At 69.9% G+C, this 16,241-nt stretch carries 15 protein-coding genes; 11 read left to right on the forward strand and 4 right to left on the reverse strand.

The window, feature by feature from the left end; translation table 11 throughout:
• Positions 1-144 precede the first annotated feature (144 nt).
• The 3 genes from STHE_RS10270 to STHE_RS10280 all read right to left on the reverse strand — a co-directional run bounded on the left by STHE_RS10270 (position 145) and on the right by STHE_RS10280 (position 5,126).
• Entirely contained in the window at positions 145-1,716 is a 1,572-nt protein-coding gene (locus tag STHE_RS10270; protein WP_012872515.1) for a sensor histidine kinase, read from the reverse strand.
• A gap of 201 nt (positions 1,717-1,917) precedes the next feature.
• Complete coding sequence (locus STHE_RS10275) at positions 1,918-3,138, reverse strand: CaiB/BaiF CoA transferase family protein (RefSeq protein WP_012872516.1); 1,221 nt, start codon at positions 3,136-3,138, stop codon at positions 1,918-1,920.
• 59 nt (positions 3,139-3,197) lie between these two features.
• A complete protein-coding gene (locus STHE_RS10280; RefSeq protein WP_012872517.1) occupies positions 3,198-5,126 on the reverse strand; it encodes a CocE/NonD family hydrolase in 1,929 nt (642 codons plus the stop codon).
• A 341-nt stretch (positions 5,127-5,467) separates the two neighbouring features.
• On the opposite strand from STHE_RS10280, the gene dinB reads away from it, so the two are divergent.
• Together dinB and STHE_RS10290 are read left to right on the forward strand one after the other, a co-directional pair.
• Positions 5,468-6,652: a DNA polymerase IV gene (dinB, locus tag STHE_RS10285; RefSeq protein WP_012872518.1), complete on the forward strand. Its 1,185-nt coding sequence runs from the start codon at positions 5,468-5,470 to the stop codon at positions 6,650-6,652.
• Positions 6,653-6,834: 182 nt separating this feature from the next.
• On the forward strand, positions 6,835-7,494 hold the full coding sequence (locus STHE_RS10290) for an RNA polymerase sigma factor (protein WP_012872519.1): 660 nt from the start codon (positions 6,835-6,837) through the stop codon (positions 7,492-7,494).
• A gap of 9 nt (positions 7,495-7,503) precedes the next feature.
• Here STHE_RS10290 and STHE_RS10295 read toward each other — a convergent pair whose 3' ends face one another.
• Positions 7,504-7,779: a hypothetical protein gene (locus tag STHE_RS10295; RefSeq protein WP_012872520.1), complete on the reverse strand. Its 276-nt coding sequence runs from the start codon at positions 7,777-7,779 to the stop codon at positions 7,504-7,506.
• A 176-nt stretch (positions 7,780-7,955) separates the two neighbouring features.
• On the opposite strand from STHE_RS10295, the gene STHE_RS10300 reads away from it, so the two are divergent.
• The 9 genes from STHE_RS10300 (at position 7,956) to STHE_RS10335 (ending at position 16,137) form a co-directional block, all read left to right on the forward strand.
• Positions 7,956-9,149: a DNA polymerase Y family protein gene (locus STHE_RS10300; RefSeq protein ID WP_012872521.1), complete on the forward strand. Its 1,194-nt coding sequence runs from the start codon at positions 7,956-7,958 to the stop codon at positions 9,147-9,149.
• The gene (locus tag STHE_RS10305; RefSeq protein WP_012872522.1) at positions 9,098-9,379 is read left to right on the forward strand and encodes a hypothetical protein; all 282 of its coding nucleotides are present in this window, start codon (positions 9,098-9,100) and stop codon (positions 9,377-9,379) included. The genes STHE_RS10300 and STHE_RS10305 overlap by 52 nt, the downstream gene beginning before the upstream one ends.
• A 317-nt stretch (positions 9,380-9,696) precedes the next feature.
• On the forward strand, positions 9,697-10,572 hold the full coding sequence (locus STHE_RS10310; protein ID WP_012872523.1) for a CbbQ/NirQ/NorQ/GpvN family protein: 876 nt from the start codon (positions 9,697-9,699) through the stop codon (positions 10,570-10,572).
• Positions 10,573-10,575: 3 nt separating this feature from the next.
• A complete protein-coding gene (locus STHE_RS18015; protein ID WP_012872524.1) occupies positions 10,576-12,483 on the forward strand; it encodes a nitric oxide reductase activation protein NorD in 1,908 nt (635 codons plus the stop codon).
• Between the two features lie 67 nt (positions 12,484-12,550).
• Entirely contained in the window at positions 12,551-13,105 is a 555-nt protein-coding gene (locus STHE_RS10320) for a hypothetical protein (protein ID WP_012872525.1), read from the forward strand.
• Positions 13,106-13,587: 482 nt separating this feature from the next.
• On the forward strand, positions 13,588-13,797 hold the full coding sequence (locus STHE_RS10325; RefSeq protein WP_012872526.1) for a hypothetical protein: 210 nt from the start codon (positions 13,588-13,590) through the stop codon (positions 13,795-13,797).
• Positions 13,798-13,830: 33 nt separating this feature from the next.
• A complete protein-coding gene (locus STHE_RS18515; RefSeq protein ID WP_012872527.1) occupies positions 13,831-13,971 on the forward strand; it encodes a cytochrome c oxidase subunit 2A in 141 nt (46 codons plus the stop codon).
• A gap of 16 nt (positions 13,972-13,987) precedes the next feature.
• Positions 13,988-14,455 carry a cytochrome c oxidase subunit II gene (locus STHE_RS10330; protein ID WP_012872528.1) on the forward strand — a complete coding sequence of 156 codons (468 nt, stop codon included), beginning with the start codon at positions 13,988-13,990 and terminating at the stop codon, positions 14,453-14,455.
• On the forward strand, positions 14,452-16,137 hold the full coding sequence (locus STHE_RS10335; RefSeq protein ID WP_012872529.1) for a cbb3-type cytochrome c oxidase subunit I: 1,686 nt from the start codon (positions 14,452-14,454) through the stop codon (positions 16,135-16,137). The genes STHE_RS10330 and STHE_RS10335 overlap by 4 nt, the downstream gene beginning before the upstream one ends.
• Positions 16,138-16,241: the final 104 nt, after the last annotated feature.

Consider the following 16,241-nt stretch of genomic DNA (forward strand, 5'->3'; position numbering starts at 1 on the left):
CCAACACTGGGAGAGGGGAGGAGGACGGAACACGCAACACGTATCACGGAAAACGCATGACGTTCCCCCTCTCCCAAGAGCCTGCCCCGAGCGAAGGTGAAGGGTTGGGAGCGGGGGCCAGGGGGTGAGGGCCGTTTCCCCGCCCTACTTCGGCAGCTCCACCCAGAACCGGCAGCCTTCCCCCGGGCGGCTTTCGACGTCGATCTGCCCGCCGTGCGCCGACACGATGCCGTGGCAGATGAACAACCCCAAACCCAGCCCACTGCCGCCAGTGCTGTCGCGGCGGCTCCGGGTGTAGCGGGTGAACAGGTGGGGGCGGACGTCCTCGGGGATACCCGGCCCCTCGTCGCAGACCTCCAGGCGTGCCCGATCGCCGAGATCTCCGGCCGCGATGGTGATCTGGGTGCCGGGTGGGCCGTGACGGATCGCGTTGTCGAGCAGGTTTGCCAGCACTTCTTCCAGCCGCGGGCCGTCCCACCAGCCGACCACGGGCCGCTCCGGGAGCGCAAGCACCACCTGGTGATTGACCAGACGCGGCTCGTAGCGGCGGACGACCCCCGCGATAAGCTCGCCGAGGTCGACCTCGGTGCGGTGGAGGTCGAGACGATCCATCCCAATCCGCGAGACGTCGAGCAACCGGACCGCCATCTGGGTCATGCGCTCCACCTGCTCCTGCACGATCTCGATCCGCCCGCGGATGTCCTCCGGCAGGCGGTCGGCGCGGCGCATGATGAGTTGCAGGTGGCCGCGAATGGTGGTGAGCGGGGTGCGCAGCTCATGCGCGGCGACGGCCAGGAAGTCGTCCTTCTCCTGCTCCAGTTCCCGACGCCAGGTGATGTCCTGCATGATCCCTACCGAGCCGACGAGGTGCCCCGCCTGGTCGCGCAGCGGCGCGAAGTTGCCCAGCACGAACAGGACGGACCCGTCCGGGCGCTCGACGCTCATCTCCACGCCGTGCAGGGTCTCGCCGGTCGCGGCGCGCACCAGCGGGTGGGTCTCCAGCGTGAAGGGCGTGCCCTCGGCGTCGCGGCAGGGGCACTGCGGCGCCCAGTCCACCAGCCGCATCCCCACGGAGGGCGCGGTGCCGAGCAGATACCTCACCGCGCGGTTGACGACCGTCAGCCGCTGCTCTGGGCCCTCAGCGATGATCACCGCCTCCGGCAGGCGGTCGACGACCGACCGGAGAAACACGTGCTCGTCGCGGACGCGCCGGAAGCGCTGGGAGTGCTCCACCGCGACGGCGATGGCTTGCGCGATGGCGCCCAACACCTTCGCCAGGTCGTCGCCGGCCGGCGCAGTGTCGAACCCGCAGGCGAAGGCACCCACGGGCTGGCCATCGACGAGGAGCGGACAGGCCGCCGCTGCACGGAAGCCAGTCCGTACGGCGGCGTCCGCCGTCTTGGGTAACTGGTCGGCCACGGCCGGCAGGTCGGCGATGAACTGGTACTCGCCGGTGCGGATCGCGCGCGTGATCAGGGTCTCCTCGTCGAGAGAGAGCCGCTGCCACTGCTCCACCAGGTCGGGCGGGTGGTTCCGGTGCCCGGCAAGAACCGCTCCCCCTTGCTCGGGGTCGTAGAGGAAGACGGCCGCGTTGACCGCGCCGAGGGTTAGCACGAGATCGAGGGCGGCTTCCACGACGCCGTCCCGGTCAGACACACGCGCGAGTAACCGAGTCAGATGGTCAAGCAGGACACCACCGTCAGGCATGACGGTCATCTGATTCGCCCCTCCGCGTGGCACACACATCCGGCACCGCGCCGCGAGCCGCGGGAGTCAGCAAGCCAGGTTCAGACTGCGGCATCTTGACAGAAACGCATTCTGCCAGAACACCTCCACTTGCGCCATAGCCCGAAAATCCCTGATGAAAACCCTCCTTAAGTACCATGGCGCGGGGAAGAATGACCGATCGGCGTACCTCTACCCAACCGCCCCCGCTTCACGCAGCCGGGCAAACTCTGCCTCATCCACCCCGATCTCGGCCAGCACCTCGGCCGTGTGCTGGCCCAGCAGCGGCGGCGGGCGGCGGATGACCGGCGGCGTGGCGGTCAGCTCGATGGCCGGGCCGATCAGCGGGATCTCTCCCGCCCGGTCGTGCCGCACCTGCTGGATGATCCCCAGGTGGCGCACCACGTCGCTCTCCAGTGCCTGCCCGATGCTCCAGATCGGCCCGCACGGCACGCCCGCCTCGTTTAGCCGTGCCACCCAGTTGTCCACCGTGTCGCCCGCCAGCGCCTCGGTCACCAGCGCGTTGAGCGCCGGACGGTTGCGGACCCGATCAGCATTGGTACGGAAGCGGGGATCGTCAACCCACTCGGGGTGGCCCAGCACCTCAGCCAGCCGCCGCCAGACCGGCTCACTGGCGACGGCGATGTTGATGTGGCCGTCCTGGACCGGGAACGCACCGTAGGGCGCCGCGACCGGGTGGTCGTTCCCCTCGCGCTTGGGATCGCCGCCGCCGGCGAGATAACCACCGGTCTGGTAGGTCAGGATGCCGAGCACGGCGCCGAGGAGCGAGGTGTCGACCCGTTGCCCGAGCCCGGTCCGTTGCCGCTCAGCAAAGGCACCCAGGACCCCGATGGTGGCGAAGAGCGCCGCCAGGCAGTCGGCGATGGCCACCCCGACCCGCACCGGCCCACTCTCCTCCGTGCCGGTCACGCTCATCAGCCCCGACATCCCCTGCGCGATCTGGTCGTAGGACGGCTGACCGGCGTAGGGACCGCGCGGGCCGTAGCCGCTGACCTGGCAGAAGATCAGGCCGGGGTTGACCGCGCGCAGCGACTCCTCCCCGAGCCCCAGGCGCTCCATCACCCCCGGCCGGAAGTTCGTCACGATGATGTCCGCCCGCTCGGCCAGGGTGCGGACGAGCGCGGCGCCTTCCGGGTGCTTCAGGTTGATGACCGCGCTGCGCTTGTTCCGGTTGACCGACAGGAAGTAGGGGCTCTCCCCGGCGACGAAGGGCGGGCCGTAGCCCCGCGCGGCGTCGCCGTGCGGCGGCTCGATCTTGACCACGTCGGCGCCGAGATCGCCCAGCAGCATCGTGCACAGCGGGCTGGAGACCGCCTGCCCGAACTCCAACACCCGCACGCCTTCCAGCGGCTGCGGCCGCGCGCCGCCCGCCGGGTTGGTCGCGTCGCTCACCTGTGCCTCTCCCTCCTCAGCCCACGCCGACCGATCCGCGCATCGCGGACGGGGCGTCCTCAGGCGTCCGCGTCCTCCTCTTCAACGGGGATCAGCGGCAAGACGATGTGCGATGGATGGTCCCGGTCGTGGTGGATCGTGTTGATCGCCACCTGGGTGTGTGTGTGACGGCCCAGCGGCTCCCCGGTATTCGGGTTGACGTCAAAGCGCGGGAAGTTGCTGCTCGAGATATCGACCCTGATCCGGTGGCCGCGGCCGAACAGGTTGCTCGTCGGGTAGAGCGGGATCTCCACGCGGTAGACCTCGCCCGGCGTCATCAACTCGGCCCGCTCCGGGCTGTTGCGGTAGCGAAGCCGGAGGATGCTGTCAGAGAGGTTGAGCGCGTAGCCCTCCGGGTAATCCGGGCTCGGCGGGTAGACATCGATCAGCTTCACCGTCACATCAGTGTCGACGGCCGTGGAGGAGACCCACAGCACTGCCCGCAGCGGCCCGGTCACCTCCACCGGCTCCTCCAGCGGCTCAGTCTGGAACACCAGGATGTCGGGCCGGCTGCTCAGGGGCAGGTAGGGCGGCCGGGCCCCAAAGGTATCGGGCGTCGTACGCTGGTCCCACGGGCCGACCTTGACGATGCTGGCCCAGCGGTCCTCCAGCCGCACTTTGTCCGCGATCTCTGCCGGCACCGGGGCAAAGTCGTTGAGCGACGACATGTTGCCGCCGACCGTCGGAACCGGGTCGTCCGGATCGAAGCGGAAGCTGCTGGACGCACTCGGCGCAGTCGGGGGCTCGGTCCCGAGCGTCCCGCCCGGGCCGAGGTAGTACTCGGTGTAGCGCGTGCGCGCGAGTGGCCACTCGCGTTCGGCGCGCCAGCGGCCGCCGTGGAACAGCCGCCCCTCGGGCGTGCGGTGCCCGTCGCCGCCACCCATGACGAAGATCCACACCGGCGGGTCGTCATCGATCCCGGTGTCCAGCCCCTTGAGATAGCGATCGAAGAAGCGCAGGTGATGGTCGTAGACGTTGTCCGCGAAGGTGCCGGCGATCGAGGCTCCCGGGCCGAACTCCACGTCGCCGGCCCACGTGCGGTCGGGCATCTCGGTGCCGTGCGTCCACGGGCCCATGATGACCCGAACCGGACCACGCTTGGCGGCAGAGAAGGCCGCGAAGTTCTCCAACGTGGCCCGGGTGTAGGAGTCGTACCAGCCGCCGGTGAAGAGCATGGGCACGTCGGCGTGCTGCTCGACGTGCGCCAGGAAGTCGAGCGAGGGCTGGGACCAGAACTCGTCGTAGTCGCCGCGGGTCCAGATATCGAAGAGCCAGCGCTCGTAGCTCGGCACGAGCGCCAGCGGGCTCTGGCCGGGGCGCAGCGGGAGGCGCTGCAGCCAGTCACGGAAGCGGGTGTTGGCCAGGGCCTGGCGCACCGCGGGATTGGCCGCGGCTTCCGGGCTGGTGGCCGCGCCCATGAAGGCCCAGGCCATGAAGCGGAGCTCAAAGGCGCCGTTGTGCCGCACCGAGCTGGAGTGCGCCTGGGCACCGCCCTGGTTGATGTACATCGCGGCCAGGTGCGGCGGGTTGAGCGCGGCGAGCGCGTTCTGCACCCAGGCGAGGTAGGAGGTGCCGAAGGTACCGACCTTCCCATCGCACCAGGGTTGCGCCGCCAGCCACTCGACGGTATCATATCCGTCCTCTGCCTCCTGGGAGAGGAAGGCGAAGGTTCCCTCGGAGGCATAGCGACCGCGCACGTCCTGAATCGCCACGACGTAGCCGTGCCGGGCGAAGAAGATCCCCTTGGTCTCGACGGTGTGCGGCACGCTCTTGTCGTAGGGCGTGCGGACGAGGAGAGCGGGGAACGGCCCGGGGAGCGGCTCCCCATCGCGCGCGGGGCGGTAGATGTCGGTCGCCAGTCGCACCCCATCGCGCATCGGCACCATGACATCCCGGGCGACGACGACCTCGTATGTCGGCCGCGAGCGCGATTCGCCAGCCTGATCCATAGCAGCCCCCTTCCCATGCGGCAGCGTCGGGGGCCATTGTAGCAAGGCAACGCCGCCGTCACCCCCTTGACAGCGTACGGACGTTGCCCTACGATACGAACAGATGTTCTATTCTGCCGGGGCGGAGTAGAACGAGAAATCCCTCTCATCCCGTACCGTGCCGGCCCCGCTCGGACGGAGCCCGCCAGGGAAGAGGGAAAAGAACGGAACACGAAACACGCAACACGGAACACGTTCCCCGGTCGCCTCTCCCAGGCGCCTACGTTGAACGAAGCCGAAAGGTTGGGAGAGGAGCCAGAGAGTGAGGGTCGACGCCTGACACCCAGGAGAGGAGCCGCGCCATGAGCGTCGCGACGCACTGGCCGCGGGTCATCGTCCACGCCGACCTCGACGCCTTCTTCGCCGCCGCCGAGATCCTGCGCCGGCCGGAGCTGCGGGGCAAGCCGGTCATCGTCGGCGGGCGGCCCGGCGGGCGCGGTGTGGTCGCCGCCGCCAGCTACGAGGCCCGCGCGTACGGCGTCCGCTCGGCCATGCCGATCGCGCAGGCGGTCCGACTCTGCCCGCACGGCGTCTTCCTGCCCGGCGACCATGCCTACTACCGCGAGCTATCGGGCCGCTTCCGCGCCATCCTGGAGCGCTTCAGCCCGCTGGTCGAGATGGTGAGCGTCGACGAAGCCTACCTCGACTTGAGCCACTCCGAGCGCAGCGTCGGCCCCCCGCTGGAGGCGGCGCGCGCCATCAAGCGGCAGGTGCGCGAAGAGTTGGGGCTAACCGTCTCGCTCGGCGTCGCCACCAGCCGCCTCGTGGCCAAGATCGCCTCCGATCTCGACAAGCCGGACGGCCTGCGCCTGATCGAGCCGGGCGCCGAGGCGGTCACCCTGGCCCCGCTGCCGGTCGAGCGCATGCCCGGCATCGGCCCGAAGTCGGTCGAGCGGCTCCAGCGCATCGGCGTCACGACGCTCGGCGGGCTGGCGCGGATGCCGGCGGCGGCGCTGCGGCCGATCTTCGGTCGGCGCGCAGACGAAGTGATCGCCCGCGCCCGCGGCATCGACCCGCGGCCGGTGAACCCGGAGCGCGAGCCTGCCAAGTCGATCGGGCGCGAGCGCACCTTCGGCCAGGACCTCACCGACCGGCACGAGATCGAGCGCGCCCTCTACCACCTCGCTGAGCGGACCGGACGCGACCTCCGCCGTGAGGGGCTGCAGGGCCGCGTGGTCGCGGTCAAGCTGCGCTACAGCGACTTCGAGACAGTCGGGCGGCAGCGACGGCTGCCCCGGCCGACCGACGACCACCAGGAGATCGCGGAGGTTGCGATGGACCTGGTGGCCCGTCTGCTGGAGGAGCGCCAGGCGCCGGTGCGCCTGCTCGGCGTACGGGTGGCCGGGCTCGGCCCGGCCGCGATCCAGCTCACGATGTTCGGCGACGACCCGCTGCGGCGGCACCGGCTCAACCACGCCCTCGACGATCTCGCCGCGCGCTACCACGCCGGACTGGTCATCCCGGCACGAGTAGCACGTCATACGTGATGCGTCATGCGTCATGCGTCATCCGTCCTCCGTCATCCGTCACCCTCACCCCCGCCCCCTCTCGGACGGAGACCACCAGGGAAGAGGGGAACAGAACGGAACACGGAATACGCAACACGCAATACGCATGACGTATGACGCATGACACGTGACCCATGACGCAACGGGGAGGGATATCCGCCGTGGCGCAGGCGCTCTTCACAGAGTCGCTCGGAGACTTCGATCCGACACCGAACCTGGACACGCTCATCACCACGCTGGCGCGCCGGGCAAAGGAGGATCCGGCCGCCCGCAACGTGCTCTACCGCGCGCTCGGCTTCAAAGTCCAGCGCTTCGTGCGGCGCTACCACCGCCGCGCCGAGCGGCTGGTCATCTGTGATCTGGAGGACATCACACAGGAGGCGTTCGTCGTCTTCTGCGACCTGGTCGCGGCCTGGCCGGGTCAGGAGAGCTTCCTCGGCTACTTCTTCAGTCGCTTCCCCTGGCGGCTCGCCCGCGCCATCGACATCATCGAGCGCGGCTGGTCGGCGGCCCGGCTCACTCCGCTGGACGACCTCGACACTGCTCGCTCCATCGCGCCGCTCGACCCCGACGACCTGTTCGCCCTGGCCGAGATCGGCGCCGGGCTCGACCCACGCGACCGCATGGTGCTGGAGCTCCACATCGGCTACCGGCTGCACCTGCGCGAGGTGGCCCACGTGCTCGGCGTCCACCCGCAGACGGTCTACCGCGCCTGGGCGCGGATCACCGCCGAGGTGCGCCGCATGTGGCCCGAGATCCCGCCGAAGCGGGCGCGCCGGAAGCGCAGCCGACCCCGTCAGCCGGACGACGGACCTCGGTAGCCGCCGCGCCTAGTCCGGCTTGAACAGCGGGCGCACCGGCCGCCAGGTAGCTCCCGGCATGTTGACGATCGTGAACTGGCTGGTGTAGCGGTCGTACAGCAGCGCCTCGTCCGGGTTCTTGATCGTCTTCGGCGCCTGCCCCTTGCGCGCCTCTTCCCAGCTCACCCCGCCCTGTGGCGGCGGCCCGGCGACCGCGTGCCCCTCCACAACGGCTGGGGCGGACTCCGTCGCCGGCTGCACCGCGGTCGACTCTCCTCCGGACGGCTTCTCTGCCTGACCCGACATCGGCGCGCTTCCTCCACTTCGAATTCCCCGCTCGCCCACGCGAGCGCGACCTGCCCCGCCCCAGTGTAACAGAGTCCCACGACCCCCTTGCAGAATTCGAACATCTGTTCTATCCTAGAGGCATCGGACAGCGCCGGTCCCCCGCTCCGGCGGGGGCCGAGGGGCAGCGGGAAGGGATGACGGTGAGCATCGCCTGCGTCAGCATCCCCCACTTCGCACTCCGGGTCGAGGTCCTCGAGCGCCCGGAGCTCGACGGCAGGCCGCTCGTGCTCGCCACCCCACCCGGGGGCCGCAACCTGGTCGATGACTGCACACTCGAAGCCATCGCCGCGGGCATCCGCCCCGGTCTGTCATTGCGCGAGGTGACCGCCCTCTGCCCCGACGCCGTCGTCGTCCAGCCGAACCCGGTGCGCGACGCGGCCGTGTTCGAGCGCATCGTCACCCGGCTCGAAGGGCTCAGCCCACTGGTCGAGCCGGCCGCGCCCGGCTGTTGTTACGTCGACCTGCGCGGGCTCGACCGCCACTACGGCTCGCCGGAGCGCGCGGCCGCCCGCCTGCTCCAAGCCGTCCCGCCGCTCCTGCGCCCGCGGGCCGGCATCGCGCCGGGGAAGTTCGCCGCGCGCGTCGCAGCCGGACAGGCGGCGCCGGGCGGCTGGCACATCGTCGCGCCGGAGGACGTCGCAACCTTCCTGGCCGACAAGCCGATCGACTGGCTGCCCCTTCCACCGGACATGCTGCGCCGACTGGAGCGCCTGGGGCTGCGCACCATGCGTGACCTCGCGGAGCTCCCGGCCCACGCGGTCCAGGCCCGCTTCGGCCCCGAGGGCCGCCGCGCCTGGGAGCTGGCCCAGGGGCTGGACAGCGACCCGGTCCGCCCGCGCGAGCGCGCCGAGTCGGTTGTCGTCGAACTGTCCCTGCCGGCACCGGCCACCAGCCGCGACGCCCTGATGATTGCCCTGCGCCAGCTCGTCACCCGCGCCTTCGCGCGCCCCGCGCTCCACGGCCGGGGTGTGCGGCAGGCACGACTGCGGGCCCACCTGGAGGGCGGCCGCTCCTGGGAGCACGTCGCCACCCTCCGCGAGCCGGCCGGGCGCGAGCGGCTGATCGACGCCCTCGGCCACCGGCTCCAGGCAGTGACACTCCCGGCCCCGCTGGAAGCGCTCACCCTGGAGCTGACCGGCCTGACCGCGGTAGCCGCCCACCAGGAGACGCTCTTCGGCACCCGCCCCCGGCGCGCCCGGCAACTCATCGAGGCCATCCGCCAGCTCAAACAGCGCTACGGTACATCCCCGATCTATCGCGTCGTGGAGGTCGAGCCATGGTCCCGAATCCCCGAGCGGAGACGCGCGCTGATCAGCTTCGACCCCTAAACCACCCGCGCCCGGCCCGGATCCTGACCGAGCAGGGCCGCCCGGCGGTCGTAATCGAAGGACAGCGGCGCTACCGGGTGACTCAGGTGCGAGACGCCTGGCGCATCGACGACGAGTGGTGGCGCAACCCGATCAGCCGCCGCTACTACCAGCTCGTCCTCGACAATGGCAGCCTCCGCACCGTCTACCACGACCTCATCACTGACACCTGGTACGAGCAGGGGTATTGAGGGGCCAGTCGCACCTTCCCACGAGGCACACGCCGCCATCCCGCAAAGGAAGTGGCCCTCACCCCCAACCCCTCTCCCAACGTTGGGAGAGGGGTGTCTCCTCTGCAGGAGACCGCCGAGGCTCCGTCCGACGCCTGCGCTCCTGGCACGGCGCGATCATCCGGCACATGACACCGAGTGATCCATTCCGCCGGCGAGGCTTGACACACTCACGCAAGAGATGCGGACGAACATGAGCGATCCGCGTTTCCACGCACCAGCCCTTCCCCCGGCGGAACGCGGCTCGCGGTAGGATTGGGGAGAGAGGGCAACGTGAGATGGCGATGGAACACCCCGGGGCAGCCGGACGGGAGGGCGCTGTGAGCGGCGAGCAGCAGGTTGAGCGCTGGGCGGATGCAGGGATCGCGGAGGTGGTCGAGGAGCCGTACTACCTGCCGGTGGGCGACGAGGTGGAGATCTTCGAGGCGGCTTACGCACGGCGGTTGCCGGTGATGCTCAAGGGGCCGACCGGGGTCGGCAAGACCCGCTTTCTGCGCTACATGGCCTACCGGCTGGGACGCCCGCTGGTCACCGTCGCCTGCCACGACGACCTGACCGCCAGCGACCTGCTGGGGCGGTACCTCATCCGCGGCAATGAGACGGTCTGGATCGACGGACCGCTGACCCACGCCGTGCGCATCGGCGCGATCTGCTACCTGGACGAGATCGTCGAGGCGCGTAAGGACACCACCGTCGTGATCCACCCGCTCACGGACGACCGCCGCCGCCTGCGCCTGGAAAAGACCGGTGAGCTGATCGTGGCGCCGCCCGAGTTCCTGCTCGTCATCTCCTACAACCCCGGCTACCAGAGCCTGATGAAGAACCTCAAGCCGAGCACCCGCCAGCGGTTCGTGGCGATCGACTTCAACTTCCCGCCGCCGGAGGTCGAGACCGAAATCGTGGTCCACGAGAGCGGCGTCGATCGCGCGACCGCCGAGGCACTGGTGAAGCTCGCGGGGTTGATCCGCAACCTGAGCGACTCCGGCCTGGAGGAGCCGGCGAGCACCCGGCTGCTCGTCTACGCGGGCCACCTGATCCGCTCCGGGGTCTCCCCGCGCCGCGCCTGCGATCTGGCGATCGCCGCGCCGATCACCGACGACCCGACGGTCCAGGCCGCCGTGCGCGACCTGGTCGCCACCGTCTTCCCGGCCTGAGCCATGCAGCGCTGGCTCCGACGCCTGCGACCGGGCAGAGAGGAACCGCGGGCCGCCGCGTCGCCCGCGGTGTCGGCCACTGCCGGGCTCGACTTCACCGAGGTCGAGGGGGCGCTCGCGCTCTACGCCACCGCGCTCTCCGGCGGGCGGCTTCGGGTCATGTCGAACACCGGCGCGGCGCGCGGGAGCTACACCGACGGGCGCACGATCTTCCTGCCGCCGCGGATCGACCTCTTCCCCGACCCGACCGACGCCCGCCGCCTCTACCGGGTCATGACCGCCTGGAAGGTGCTGCAGGCGACCAGCGGCTACCTGGAAGCGGGCGACCTTCGCGGGGTGGAGCACTACGGTGCGGCGCTGGCGCTGTATGAGGCGCTGGCGGGGGAGTGGCTCGACCGGCGGCTGGTGGCCACCTGGCCGGGGCTGGCGGACGATCTGGCGCTCCTGCGGGCCGACGCGCTGGCACGCCGGGACGGCGTCGCACCCCGAACACTGCCCGAGGCGCTGCTGCGGGCGCTCGTCGCCGCGCCGCTGGCGACACCGCCGGACCCCGCCGCGCTCGTTGCGGCTGTCGAGCAGGTGGGGCTGGACCCGGCGGCGGGCGCGCGACTGGCTGCGGTGCCGGAGGCACTCGTCGCACCGGGGCCGGAGCTGTGCCGGGATCTGGCAATCGAGCTGGCGCGGGTGGCTCCGCTCGATCCGGACGAGCCCGCCCCAGAGGCCATCCACTACCGGGGACGGCTCCGACCCGACCTGATACGTCGGCCAGCGGCGGTGGTGGAGGGCGACGACGAGGGCAAGGACGAGGCGCGGGACGACCGGAGGAAGCCGCCGCCCCGGGCCACCGCGCGCGGGCTGCCGATCCACGTCGAGGCGCGAACGCCCGAGCAGTTCGCGGCGCGGGACCGGCGCGCCTCCTCCGGCGGGCGGCAGGCGATCCAGCTCAGCCTCGGCGACCGCGAGCCGCCGGTCACCTTCCAGCAGGTGCCGCTCACCGAGGAGGACAAGGCGGGGGCGCTCCTGTTCGACGAGTGGGACTACATCCGCGGCATGTACCTCCCCGAGTGGTGCGCCGTCCGCGAGCGGCGCCCGCGCGGGGGCAGTTCGGAGCCGGTCGAGCGCATCCTGCGTCAGAACCGGGCGCTCATCACCCGGCTCAAGCAGCAGTTCGAGGCGCTGCGGCCGGAGCGGCTGCGACTCACGCGGCAGTTTGACGGCGACGCGCTCGACCTGGACGCTATCGTGGCCGACCACGCCGACCGCCGCGCCGGGTTCGCCCCCAGCGACAAGCTCTACAGCCGCGTGCTGGAGCGGGAGCGCAACATCGCCCTCGGCTGCCTCGTCGACCTCAGCGGCTCGACCGGCGCCTGGATCGACGACGACCCGCGCAACGACCAGGTGATCGAGGTGACGCGCCGGGCGCTGGTCCTCCTCTGCGAGGCGCTGAGCGTGCTCGACGACCGCTATGCGATCTACGGCTTCACCGGCGGCACCCGCAAGCGCTGCGAGATCACCGTCGTGAAGGGGTTCGACGAGCGCTACGGGGAGACGGTCAAGGGACGCATTGCCGGGCTCTCGCCGGGGTCGTACACCCGCATTGGCCCGGCGGTGCGCTACACCACGCGGGCGCTGATCCAGCAACCGGCACGGGTGCGGCTGCTGCTCCTGATCTCCGACGGCCGGCCGAACGACTTCGACGGCTACGGCGGGCGCTACGGGATCGAGGACACCCGCCGGGCACTGATCGAGGCGCGACAGCAGGGGGTTGCTACCTTCGCGCTCACCATCGACGCCGAGGCGCGCGACTACATGCCGCACATGTTCGGCGGCGGCCACTACGTGGTGGTCGAGGACGTCCCCGCGCTCGCCCTGCGGCTAGCCGAGGTCTACCGGCGCCTGACCCTGCCGTAGACGGTACAATCGGAATCAACACGCGATCCGGAACAGCGACACGGTGGGCGTGGTGAGGGAACCGAAGATGACGGAGGAACGCAGCATCCAGGCGATCGACGAGACGGACATCGAGCCTGCAGCGCAGCCGGACGAGGAGGAGCCCGAGGGCCAGGAACCGCCGATGCGCGAGGTTCTGGCCGATATCGCCCGTCGGCTGCCGCTCTATGCGCAACTCGCCACGCGCCTCGCCGCCGATACGCGCCTCGCCACCAGCCAGCGCTCGTCCCTGGCCGGGCTGACGGGGCGGAACGTCCCCCTTGGCCTGGTCCCCGGCCTCGGCCCGCTCCTCGCCAACGCCGAGCGGCTGATGCGCGGTGTGCAGACGATCAACGTCGTGCTGCACCAAGTGCAGCCCGAAGTCGCCGAGGAGCACCTGGCGGCCGTCGGCCTGACCCGCGCGCAGGTAGAGGCCGACCTGCGGGACATCACCCGCATCACCCGCCACCTCGGTCGCACCGGTGTCGCCACGCTCGACTCTCTGTCGGTCCAAGGCGCCCGGGTCGCCGGGCGGCTGGTCGGCAAGGGGATCCTTGCCTGGCGCGCCCGCCAGGCCCGCCGCAGCGGTAGCCAGCAGAACTGAGTGAGCCGGCGGACGCCACCTGACAGGCACCATCCACCACGGCAAGCCCACCGTGTGGACTGCTGATACCAGTTCCGCGTCGCCGCTTGGACCCATGGCATCCTTCGACTCCGCCGCTCGCGGCTCCCGCCGCGGACGGCTCCGCTCAGGGTGACACAGAAACGAAGGATGACAGCCACTTGGCGTCAAAGGACGCGGCTGGCGCTGCCCACATTGCGTGAACCTCACGCCCCTAGATAACGTCTTCGATGCAGGACATGACCCCTGATCCCGGTTTACGGAACCCATCCGCGATGATCCTCACATCAATCCCGTGATGGGCGTCCACCTGCGCCATGAACCCTGTTGCGGTTTTGTAGCGCCCCTCGCGCACTTTTTCACAAGTCCGCGCTGCCTCTCGCTCTACAGTTCTCGGGAGGATGCGGCCCGTGTTCCTGGAGCACGGCCCACCCGCGCAGCGAGTAGCGAGGAGTAGATACGGCATGAGCACGGCGCGGCTCTTTACGGTCCTGCTCGGCGGCCTGGCGGTCGGCGGGTTGGGCGCGATCTACGTCTGGAGCGCGACGACCGCGCTCCTCAAGGGCGATCTCACCTGGCAGCGTGGAGTGTCCGCGGCCGTCGTGGCCGCCGCGCTCATTCTGCTGCTCGGGGGGGTGGTGCGATACGTCCGCCACCTGGAGCAGCCACGCTAGCCGCGGGCGATCGCTGGATGGGGGAGGTCCTGCATGGCCAACAAGGGTAAGCCACAGGCCGAACATGAGGAAGGTGGGCACCCAACCGGGACGCTCATCATCCTCCTGATCTACCTGGTGGTGATCATCGGTCTCTGGGGCTCGGTCTATTTGATCTTGCTCCAACGCGCATAGGCCCGGGGAGCGACGCATGAAGGTCGAATTCTACGAGAAAGTCTTCGTGGTCCTGACCGTCATCGTGCTGGCGGTCGGGCTCGTGACCATCGGCGCCTCGGTGGTCGTGGCCGGAGTGCACGTGCCGTCGCCCGCCGGGCGGGTCGACCCGCGTACCGTGGAGGAGACACCGCCGTTCAACGAGCCGGGCCTGCGCGAGATCGCCCCGGGCGAGTACGAGGCGGTCATCCTCGCCCGCGTCTGGTACTTCGAGCCGAAGGAGATCCGGATCCCGGCCGGCTCCACCGTCACCTTCCGGATGACCTCGGCCGACGTGGTCCATGGCTTCGAGCTGGAGAACACGGCGATCAACGGGATGCTCATCCCCGGCCAGGTGACGTCCATGACCAAGACCTTCGAGGAGCCGGGCGAGTATCTCTTCATCTGCCATGAGTACTGCGGGATCGGGCATCACACGATGTATGGACGGGTGGTGGTCGAATGACGGGCGCTGCGATCTCTCTCCCACGCGAAGCCGCTGCCGAGGAGGCGGTGACCGCCTACCCGGCCGCGCAGCTTCGCCCGATACGCTGGCAACTCCTCCTCGGCTTCGCCGGGCTCCTCATCGGGGGCTATATGGGGCTGCTCCAGGCCCTCGAGCGGATCGGGGTGGACCTCTATAAGATCAGCGAGATCAAGACCTACTACCAGGGGCTCACCCTGCACGGCGTGCTGCTGGCGCTGGTCTTTACCTTCACCTTCGCCAACGCCTTCACGCAGTACATGACGATTCGCGCCTACGGGCGGCCGCTCGCCAGCACCGCCCTGGTGCACGCCTCGTTCCTCACCGCGCTGCTGGGGGTCGTCCTGGCGGGCTACGCGATCCTCACCAACCAGGCGAGCGTGCTCTTCACCTTCTACCCGCCGATGAAGGCCCACCCGCTCTTCTACCTGGGCGCGGCGCTCCTGGTCGTCTCGACCTGGCTGGTGCTCGCCAACCTGCTGCTGACGCTCCGCGCCTTCCGGCGGGATAACCCCGGCGAGCGGATCCCGCTGATCGCCTACATGGGGCTGTTCAACTACCTCATGTGGACCATCGCCACGGTCGGGATCGCGGTCGAGGTGCTGGGCTTCCTGCTCCCCTGGTCGCTGGGCTGGGTGAGCACCACCGACCCGCAGCTCAACCGGATCCTCTTCTGGCTCACCGGGCACCCGATCGTCTACTTCTGGCTGCTCCCGGCCTACATGTCCTGGTACGCCCTGATCCCGGGGCAGGTCGGTGGCAAGCTGTACAGCGACGGGCTAACCCGGCTGACCTTCCTGCTCTTCCTGCTCTTCTCGATCCCGGTTGGCCTGCACCACCAGTTCACCGACCCGGGCATCCCGCCGGCCATGAAGGCCATTCACGCGGTGCTGACCTTCGTGGTCTTCGTCCCGAGCATGATCACCGCCTTCTCGGTCATGGCGGCGCTGGAGATGGGTGGCCGCAAGGCGGGCGGCAAGGGCGTGCTCGGCTGGATCCCGAAGCTGCCATGGCGTGAACCGAGCGTCGCGGCGCAGCTCCTGGCGATGCTCACCTTCTTCCTGGGCGGCGCCACCGGCCTGATCAACGCCAGCTACACGATGAACCTGACGGTCCACAACACGGCCTTCGTGCCCGGTCACTTCCACCTGACCGTCGGGACCGCCGTGGCCCTCACCTTCATGGGCATCGCCTACTGGTTCGTGCCCTACCTCACCGGCCGCCAGCTCTTCAGCCGCCGCCTGGCAATCGCCCAGGCCTGGTTCTGGGCCATCGGCGCGCTGATCTTCGCCCGCGGGCAGATCCAGGGCGGGCTGGACGCCATGCCGCGGCGCACCGCCATCGGCTCGGCGACCTACTCCTTGCCCGGTTGGGATGTCTCGAACTGGTTCACCGCCGTCGGCGGCGTGATCATGGCGATCGGCGGGGTGCTCTTCTTCATCGTCCTGATCGGCACGCTCTTCAACCCCAAGCGGATTGACCCGGCCACGGTGGAGCCGGTCCTGAGCGAGCCGATCCACGGCCCCAAGGACACCTGGAAGGCATTCGACCGGGTCGGACTCTGGGTCATCGTGTCGATCGCGCTGATGCTGATCGCCTACCTCCCGGTGATCATCCCCTACCTCCCGGCCAACATGACCTCCCCGCCGATCAAGGTGTGGTAACGAGCGTGTGCCCCCCTCACCCCACCCCCCTCTCCCATCACGGGAGAGGGGGGCTCTCTTTTCGCCCCTCTCCCAACGTTGGGAGAGGGGTCGGGGATGAGGGC

It is taken from the genome of Sphaerobacter thermophilus DSM 20745 (genome assembly GCF_000024985.1).
GTDB lineage: Bacteria > Chloroflexota > Chloroflexia > Thermomicrobiales > Thermomicrobiaceae > Sphaerobacter > Sphaerobacter thermophilus.

What these genes read in the sequence shown, in the direction of transcription:
- STHE_RS10305 (WP_012872522.1), top strand. Translation starts at nt 9,098, where the DNA reads ATGGTCCCGAATCCCCGAGCGGAGACGCGCGCTGATCAGCTTCGACCC.
- STHE_RS10335 (WP_012872529.1), top strand. Translation starts at nt 14,452, where the DNA reads ATGACGGGCGCTGCGATCTCTCTCCCACGCGAAGCCGCTGCCGAGGAG.
- STHE_RS10295 (WP_012872520.1), bottom strand. Translation starts at nt 7,779, where the DNA reads ATGTCGGGTCAGGCAGAGAAGCCGTCCGGAGGAGAGTCGACCGCGGTG.
- STHE_RS10325 (WP_012872526.1), top strand. Translation starts at nt 13,588, where the DNA reads ATGAGCACGGCGCGGCTCTTTACGGTCCTGCTCGGCGGCCTGGCGGTC.
- STHE_RS10280 (WP_012872517.1), bottom strand. Translation starts at nt 5,126, where the DNA reads ATGGATCAGGCTGGCGAATCGCGCTCGCGGCCGACATACGAGGTCGTC.
- STHE_RS10330 (WP_012872528.1), top strand. Translation starts at nt 13,988, where the DNA reads ATGAAGGTCGAATTCTACGAGAAAGTCTTCGTGGTCCTGACCGTCATC.
- STHE_RS10320 (WP_012872525.1), top strand. Translation starts at nt 12,551, where the DNA reads ATGACGGAGGAACGCAGCATCCAGGCGATCGACGAGACGGACATCGAG.
- STHE_RS10270 (WP_012872515.1), bottom strand. Translation starts at nt 1,716, where the DNA reads ATGACCGTCATGCCTGACGGTGGTGTCCTGCTTGACCATCTGACTCGG.
- STHE_RS10310 (WP_012872523.1), top strand. Translation starts at nt 9,697, where the DNA reads ATGGCGATGGAACACCCCGGGGCAGCCGGACGGGAGGGCGCTGTGAGC.
- STHE_RS18515 (WP_012872527.1), top strand. Translation starts at nt 13,831, where the DNA reads ATGGCCAACAAGGGTAAGCCACAGGCCGAACATGAGGAAGGTGGGCAC.
- STHE_RS18015 (WP_012872524.1), top strand. Translation starts at nt 10,576, where the DNA reads ATGCAGCGCTGGCTCCGACGCCTGCGACCGGGCAGAGAGGAACCGCGG.
- STHE_RS10300 (WP_012872521.1), top strand. Translation starts at nt 7,956, where the DNA reads ATGACGGTGAGCATCGCCTGCGTCAGCATCCCCCACTTCGCACTCCGG.
- dinB (WP_012872518.1), top strand. Translation starts at nt 5,468, where the DNA reads ATGAGCGTCGCGACGCACTGGCCGCGGGTCATCGTCCACGCCGACCTC.